Raw genomic sequence first — 8,049 nt, 5'->3', positions numbered from 1 at the left:
GGTGGCGCGAAGCGCCACCGGCCCACCGGTTTCTTGCATGCCGTCGGGAATCGGCGGGTGTTGCTTAGAACGTCCCCAGGTCGTAGGAGTCTTCGAGGCTCACGGCCGGGCCGCCGCCGTAGGCGAAGGCCGAGGCGGTGGACTCCTCGTAGCCGCCGAGGGAGTAGACCGCGGCCTTGGCTTCCTCGGTGGGCTCGACGGAGACGTTGCGGTACTTGGCGATGCCGGTACCGGCCGGGATCAGCTTGCCGAGGATCACGTTCTCCTTCAGGCCGACCAGCGAGTCGGACTTGCCGGAGATCGCGGCCTCGGTGAGCACCCGGGTGGTCTCCTGGAACGAGGCCGCGGACAGCCACGACTCCGTCGCCAGGGAGGCCTTGGTGATGCCCATCAGCTGCGGGCGGCCGGAGGCCGGCTCGCCGCCGTCGGCGATGATCTTGCGGTTCTGCTCCTCGAACTCGAGGCGGTCGACCAGGGAACCGGGGAGGAACTCCGAGGTGCCCGAGTCGATGATCGTGATCCGCTTGAGCATCTGGCGCACGATGATCTCGATGTGCTTGTCGTGGATCATCACGCCCTGCGACCGGTACACGTCCTGGACCTGCTCCACCAGGTGGCGCTGGACCTTCCGCGGACCGAGCACGCGCAGCAGCTCGTGCGGGTCGATGGTGCCCTCGACGAGCTTCTCGCCGACCTCGGTGTGCTCGCCGTCGCCGAAGCGCAGGCGCAGACGACGCGGCACCTTCTCGACCACGATCTCCTCGGAGCCGTCGTCCGGCGTGATGATGATCTTCCGGCTCTTCTCCGCGTCCTCGATGCGCACGGTGCCGCTCGCCTCCGCGATCGGCGCCTTGCCCTTCGGAATGCGGGCCTCGAAGACCTCCTGCACACGCGGCAGACCCTGCGTGATGTCGTCGCCCGCCACACCGCCGGTGTGGAAGGTGCGCATCGTCAGCTGGGTGCCGGGCTCGCCGATCGACTGGGCCGCGATGATGCCCACGGCCTCGCCGAGGTCCACCTTCTCGCCCGTCGGCATCGAACGGCCGTAGCAGGCCGCGCAGACGCCCTGGCGGGACTCGCAGGTGAGGACCGAGCGGACCTTGACCGACTCGACGCCCGCGGCGACCAGCTGGTCGATGTGGTCCGAGTTCAGCGGCGTGTTCCGCTCCAGGAGCACCTTGCCGTCGACCTCGACGTCGTCGCCCAGGTTGCGGGCGTCGATCGCGGTCTCGACCTGGTCGGACACGATGAAGCGCCCGTCCACCACGACGCCGACCTGGAAGTCGAGCGCCCGGTCGGTCCCGCAGTCGTCCTCGCGGATGATGACGTCCTGCGACACGTCCACCAGACGACGGGTCAGGTAACCCGAGTCGGCGGTCCGCAGCGCGGTGTCGGCGAGGCCCTTGCGGGAGCCGTGGGTCGAGATGAAGTACTCGAGCACCGTCAGGCCCTCGCGCAGCGACGACTTGATCGGGCGGGGGATGATCTCGCCCTTCGGGTTCGCCACCAGGCCGCGCATGCCGGCGATCTGGCGGAGCTGAAGCATGTTGCCCCGCGCGCCCGAGTTGATCATCTGCCACAGCGGATTCTCCGGCTGGAGCGTCTCGTTGAGGTCGTCGAGCACCTCGGCCGTGGCCTTGGTCCAGATCTCGGTGAGCTCGCCGCGCCGCTCCTCGGCCGTCATCAGGCCGCGGATGTACTGCTTGTCGATCTTCGCCGAGTCGGCCTCGTACTTCTCGAGGATCTCGGCCTTGTGCGCCGGCTCCACGACGTCCTCGATGCCGATGGTGACACCGGACCAGCCGGCCCACTTGAAGCCCGCGGACTTCAGAGCGTCCAGGCACGCGCCCAGCTGCACCTTCGAGTAGTGCTCGGACAGGTCGTGGATGATGTTCGACAACTGGCCCTTGCGGACCTCGTAGTTGACGTACTCGAAGTCCGGCGGCAGGCACTCGTTGAAGAACACGCGGCCCAGCGTCGTCTCGACCAGCAGCGGCTCGCCCGGGGTCCAGTCCTCGGGAGCCGTCCACGCGTCCTTGCCGGGACCGTTGTTGATCGTCTCGATGCCGTCCAGACGGATCCGGATGGGCGCCTGGAGGTCCAGCTCGCCGCGGTCCTTCGCCATCTGCGCCTCGCCGACGTCCGAGAACGCCCGGCCCTCGCCGACGCGCCCGAAGGACTCGTGCGTCAGGTAGTACAGGCCGATGATCTGGTCCTGCGTGGGCAGGGCCACCGGCTTGCCGTCAGAGGGCTTGAGGATGTTGTTCGACGCCAGCATCAGGATGCGGGCCTCGGCCTGGGCCTCGGCCGACAGCGGGACGTGCACGGCCATCTGGTCGCCGTCGAAGTCGGCGTTGAAGGCGGTGCACACCAGCGGGTGCAGCTGGATGGCCTTGCCCTCGACCAGCTGGGGCTCGAAGGCCTGGATGCCGAGGCGGTGCAGCGTGGGCGCGCGGTTGAGCAGGACCGGGTGCTCGGAGATGACCTCTTCGAGCACGTCCCACACGACCGGGCGCGCGCGCTCGACCATGCGCTTGGCCGACTTGATGTTCTGCGCGTGGTTCAGGTCCACCAGGCGCTTCATCACGAACGGCTTGAACAGCTCCAGCGCCATCTGCTTGGGCAGACCGCACTGGTGCAGCTTCAGACGCGGACCGACCACGATGACCGAACGGCCCGAGTAGTCCACGCGCTTGCCGAGCAGGTTCTGGCGGAACCGGCCCTGCTTGCCCTTGAGCATGTCGGACAGCGACTTGAGCGGGCGGTTGCCCGGACCCGTCACCGGACGCCCGCGGCGGCCGTTGTCGAACAGCGCGTCCACCGACTCCTGGAGCATGCGCTTCTCGTTCGCCACGATGATCTCGGGAGCCCCGAGGTCCATCAGGCGCTTGAGCCGGTTGTTGCGGTTGATGACTCGGCGGTACAGGTCGTTCAGGTCCGAGGTCGCGAAGCGGCCGCCGTCGAGCTGCACCATCGGGCGCAGCTCCGGCGGGATCACCGGCACGCAGTCGAGCACCATGCCCAGCGGCGAGTTGCCGGTGGCCTGGAACGCGGCCACGACCTTGAGGCGCTTGAGCGCCCGCAGCTTCTTCTGGCCCTTGCCCGTCGCGATCACGTCGCGCAGGTGGATCGTCTCGGCGTCCAGGTCCAGGTTCTCGAGCAGGTTCTTGATGGACTCCGCGCCCATGCCGCCCGTGTAGTACTCGCCGAAGCGCTGCTGGAGCTCGCGGTAGAGCATCTCGTCGCCGATGAGCTGACGCACGTCGAGCTTGCGGAACGTGTCCATGACCTCGTCGAGGCGGTCGATCTCCCGCTGCGCCTTGTCGCGGATCTGGCGCATCTCGCGCTCGCCGCCGTCCTTGACCTTGCGGCGGACGTCGGCGCGGGCGCCCTCGGCCTCCAGCTCGGCCAGGTCGGCTTCGAGCTTCGAAGCGCGCTCCTCGATCGCGGCGTCGCGCTGCTGCTCCAGGTGGCGCTTCTCGGCGACGATCTCGTTCTCCAGCGTCGGGAGGTCGCGCTGGCGCGCCTCGTCGTCGACGGCGGTGATCACGTAAGCCGCGAAGTAGATGACCTTCTCGAGGTCCTTCGGCGCCAGGTCCAGCAGGTAGCCCAGGCGCGAGGGGACGCCCTTGAAGTACCAGATGTGCGTGACGGGAGCGGCGAGCTCGATGTGGCCCATGCGCTCGCGGCGCACCTTCGAGCGCGTCACCTCGACGCCGCAGCGCTCGCAGATGATGCCCTTGAAGCGGATGCGCTTGTACTTGCCGCAGTAGCACTCCCAGTCCCGGGTCGGACCGAAGATCTTCTCGCAGAAGAGACCGTCCTTCTCGGGCTTGAGGGTCCGGTAGTTGATGGTCTCGGGCTTCTTCACCTCGCCGTGAGACCACTGCCGGATGTCCTCCGCGGTGGCGAGGCCGATCTTCAACTTGTCGAAGAAGTTGACGTCGAGCACTGAACTCTTCTTCCCCTTGTGCTGCTTTGTTAAGGATGGGATGAGACGTAAGGCGGGGGCGGCTGCTGCGCCGCCCCCACTCGACGTCAGGCGCTCTCGAAGTCCACGCTTGAGGGCTCCTCGTGGGACAGGTCGATCCCGAGCTCCTCAGCCGCGCGGAAGACCTCGTCGTCGCTCTCGGTCATCTGGATGGCCTGCCCGTCTGCGGACAGCACCTCCACGTTGAGGCAGAGCGACTGGAGCTCCTTGAGCAGCACCTTGAACGATTCGGGAATGCCCGGTTCGGGGACGTTCTCGCCCTTGACGATCGCCTCGTAGACCTTGACACGGCCCACGACGTCGTCGGACTTGATCGTCAGCAGCTCCTGCAGCGCGTACGCCGCGCCGTAGGCCTGCATGGCCCAGCACTCCATCTCACCGAAGCGCTGGCCGCCGAACTGGGCCTTGCCGCCGAGCGGCTGCTGGGTGATCATCGAGTACGGACCGGTCGAACGCGCGTGGATCTTGTCGTCGACCATGTGGTTCAGCTTCAGGATGTACATGTAGCCGACCGAGATCGGGTCCGGGAACGGCTCGCCCGAACGCCCGTCGAACAGCTGCGCCTTGCCCGTCGGGGCCACCATGCGCTGGCCGTCGCGGTTGGGGAGCGTGCTCGCCAGGACGCCCTGGACCTCGTCGGGGTGGGCGCCGTCGAACACCGGCGTCCCCACCTTCGAGTCGGCCGGGGCCTCGTCGGCGCCGATCGCCTTCAGGGCCTGCTGCCAGGCCTCGTCGAAGCCCTCCAGCTTCCAGCCCGTCTTCGCCGCCCAGCCCAGGTGGACTTCCAGTACCTGGCCGATGTTCATTCGGCCCGGGACGCCCAGCGGGTTGAGCAGGATGTCGATCGGGGTGCCGTCCGGCAGGAACGGCATGTCCTCCTGCGGCACCACCTTGGAGATGACGCCCTTGTTGCCGTGGCGGCCGGCGAGCTTGTCGCCCACGCCGATCTTGCGCTTCTGCGCGATGTAGACGCGGACCAGCTCGTTCACGCCCGGGGACAGCTCGTCGCCGTCCTCGCGGCTGAAGGTGCGGACGCCGATGACCGTGCCGGCCTCGCCGTGCGGGACCTTCAGGGACGTGTCGCGGACCTCGCGGGCCTTCTCGCCGAAGATCGCGCGGAGCAGGCGCTCCTCCGGGGTCAGCTCGGTCTCGCCCTTGGGCGTGACCTTGCCGACGAGGATGTCGCCGTCCTCGACCTCGGCGCCGATGCGGATGATCCCGCGGTCGTCCAGGTCGGAGAGCATCTCCTCACCGACGTTCGGGATGTCCCGGGTGATCTCCTCCGGACCCAGCTTGGTGTCGCGGGCGTCGACCTCGTGCTCGTCGATGTGGATCGAGGTGAGCACGTCCTCTTCGACCAGGCGCGAGGACAGCACGATGGCGTCCTCGAAGTTCTGGCCCTCCCAGGTCGTGAACGCGACCAGCAGGTTCTTGCCCAGGGCCATCTCGCCCTTGTCGGTCGAAGGACCGTCGGCGATCGGCTGGCCGGCCTCGACGCGCTCGCCCTCGGTGACGAGGGGCACCTGGTTGATGCACGAGCCCGCGTTGGAGCGGCGGAACTTGTGCAGCAGGTAGGTGCGGCGCATGCCGTTGTCCTGCGCGATGGTGATGTAGTCGGCGCTGGAGTCCTCCACGACGCCGTCGGACTCGGCGACGACCACGTCGCCGGCGTCCACCGCGGCGCGGTACTCCATGCCGGTGCCCACCAGCGGCGAGTCGGTCTTGATGAGCGGCACGGCCTGGCGCTGCATGTTCGCGCCCATGAGGGCGCGGTTGGCGTCGTCGTGCTCCAGGAACGGCACCAGCGCGGTCGCGACCGAGGTCATCTGGCGCGGCGAGACGTCCATGTAGTCGATCTCGTCGGCGGTCAGCAGCTCGGCCTCGCCGCCCCGGCCGCGGGCGAGGACCTGGGCGTCGATGAACGACCCGTCCTCGTTCAGCAGCTGGTTCGCCTGGGCGATCGTGAAGCGGTCCTCTTCGTCGGCCGTCAGGTACTGGACGTCGTCGGTGACCTTGCCGTTCTCGACCTTCCGGTACGGCGTCTCGATGAAGCCGAACGGGTTGACGCGGGCGAAGGTCGACATGGCGCCGATCAGGCCGATGTTCGGGCCTTCGGGCGTCTCGATCGGGCACATGCGGCCGTAGTGCGACGGGTGAACGTCGCGCACGTCCATGGCGGCGCGGTCCCGCGAGAGACCGCCCGGGCCGAGCGCCGAGAGGCGGCGGCGGTGGGTCAGGCCCGTGATCGGGTTGACCTGGTCCATGAACTGCGACAGCTGCGAGGTTCCGAAGAACTCCTTGATCGCGGCCACGACGGGGCGGATGTTGATCAGGGTCTGCGGCGTGATCGCCTCGACGTCCTGGGTCGTCATCCGCTCCCGCACGACGCGCTCCATGCGCGACAGGCCCACCCGGATCTGGTTCTGGATGAGCTCGCCGACGGTGCGCAGGCGGCGGTTGCCGAAGTGGTCGATGTCGTCGGGCGCGTAGCCCGGCTCGGCCGAGTGGAGGCGCAGCATGAACTCGATCGTCGACGCGAGGTCGTCCTCGGTGAGGACGCCGGTCGAGATCGGGTGGTCCAGGCCGAACTTCTTGTTGACCTTGTACCGGCCGACCTTGGCGAGGTCGTAGCGCTTCTTGTTGAAGAACAGGTTCTCCAGCAGCGACTGCGCGTTGTCCTTCGTCGGGGGCTCGCCCGGGCGGAGCTTGCGGTAGATGTCGAGCAGGGCCTCGTCCTGCGAGTTGATGGTGTCCTTCTCCAGGGTCGCCATCATGAGCTCGGACCAGCCGAAGCGCTCGCGGATGCGGTCGTTGTCCCAACCGATCGCCTTGAGCAGCACGGTCACGGCCTGGCGGCGCTTGCGGTCGACGCGAACGCCGACGGTCTCGCGCTTGTCCACGTCGAACTCGAGCCACGCGCCGCGGCCGGGAATGACCTTCGCGCTGGTGAGGTCGCGGTCCGAGGTCTTGTCGGGCTGCTTGTCGAAGTACACGCCGGGCGAGCGGACGAGCTGCGAGACGACCACGCGCTCGGTGCCGTTGACGATGAAGGTGCCCTTCGGGGTCATCATGGGGAAGTCGCCCATGAAGACCGTCTGGCTCTTGATCTCGCCGGTGGTGTGGTTGATGAACTCCGCCGTGACGAACAGCGGGGCGCAGTAGGTGAGGTCCTTCTCGCGGCACTCCTCGATCGGGGCCTTGACCTCGTCGAAGCGAGGGTTGGAGAAGGACAGGCTCATGGTGCCCGAGAAGTCCTCGATCGGGCTGATTTCCTCAAGGATCTCGTCGAGGCCGCTCACCGCGTCTTCAGCCACGCGGGCGCGGTAGGTCTCGTTGCCGACGAGCCAGTCGAACGAGTCGGTCTGGAGCGCCAGAAGGTTCGGGACTTCGAGTTTCTCTTCGATCCTGCCGAACGAGATGCGGCGAGGTGCGTGCTTGCTCTTGCTGGAGCTGGTCTTGCCAGTGCGGGAAGCTGCCAAGATTCGTCCTTCCGAGGACCTGAGTGTTACGACGGCCGGCGCATGCCACAAACACCGCATCGATGCGGGATCGACGAGGACAGCCGGAAACGGGCATCGAATCGAACGGACATGCCGAGTACGGCATGACGTTTAAGGTCGGTCGATAACCTGGAATCCCCACCGTCCGCGACCCTCACCGCGTCAAGAAGGCGTGAAGGAGGCAGCGCAAATTATTACCCTAGCGTACACTCCGGCAGACTGTCAACTGCCCCACCGTGCGGCGGGGTAAGTGGTGACGACCATCTCTCTGGCTGCCGAAGTCCCTCCCGGTCCTGGGCCGGTCCCCGCGGGGACCGTCAGTGCTGTCCTGCCTCCGGACCGCCGCTCGCGGCCCGTGATCGCCCGCTCCCGCAGCGCCCGGAGGAGATCCGGAACACGGGGGCGTTGCGCGCGCCACGGAGTGGCGCTTGAGGAACTAGTTTGCAGGATCAAGTCACACTTCGTCAAGTCAGGCGTCTAATTCGCCCGGATGCGCCCCTTCGGCCCGGGCGCGCCGAGCGCGCAGCGCGGACGCGCGGCACGGGGCCGCGGCGGCGG

The 8,049-nt window shown here is 67.6% G+C and carries 2 protein-coding genes; both read right to left on the bottom strand.

The genetic code is table 11. From position 1 onward, the window contains the following. Positions 1 to 64: 64 nt before the first annotated feature. Positions 65 to 3,952, bottom strand: a complete 3,888-nt coding sequence (locus DI269_RS14820; RefSeq protein WP_112137124.1) for a DNA-directed RNA polymerase subunit beta' — start codon at positions 3,950 to 3,952, stop codon at positions 65 to 67. 86 nt (positions 3,953 to 4,038) lie between these two features. Continuing rightward, positions 4,039 to 7,470, bottom strand: a complete 3,432-nt coding sequence (gene rpoB / locus DI269_RS14815; protein WP_112137122.1) for a DNA-directed RNA polymerase subunit beta — start codon at positions 7,468 to 7,470, stop codon at positions 4,039 to 4,041. Positions 7,471 to 8,049: the final 579 nt, after the last annotated feature.

Origin of the sequence: Glycomyces dulcitolivorans (assembly GCF_003265355.1) — a bacterium.
GTDB lineage: Bacteria > Actinomycetota > Actinomycetes > Mycobacteriales > Micromonosporaceae > Glycomyces > Glycomyces dulcitolivorans.
This window is presented reverse-complemented; position numbering and strand designations above follow the sequence as displayed.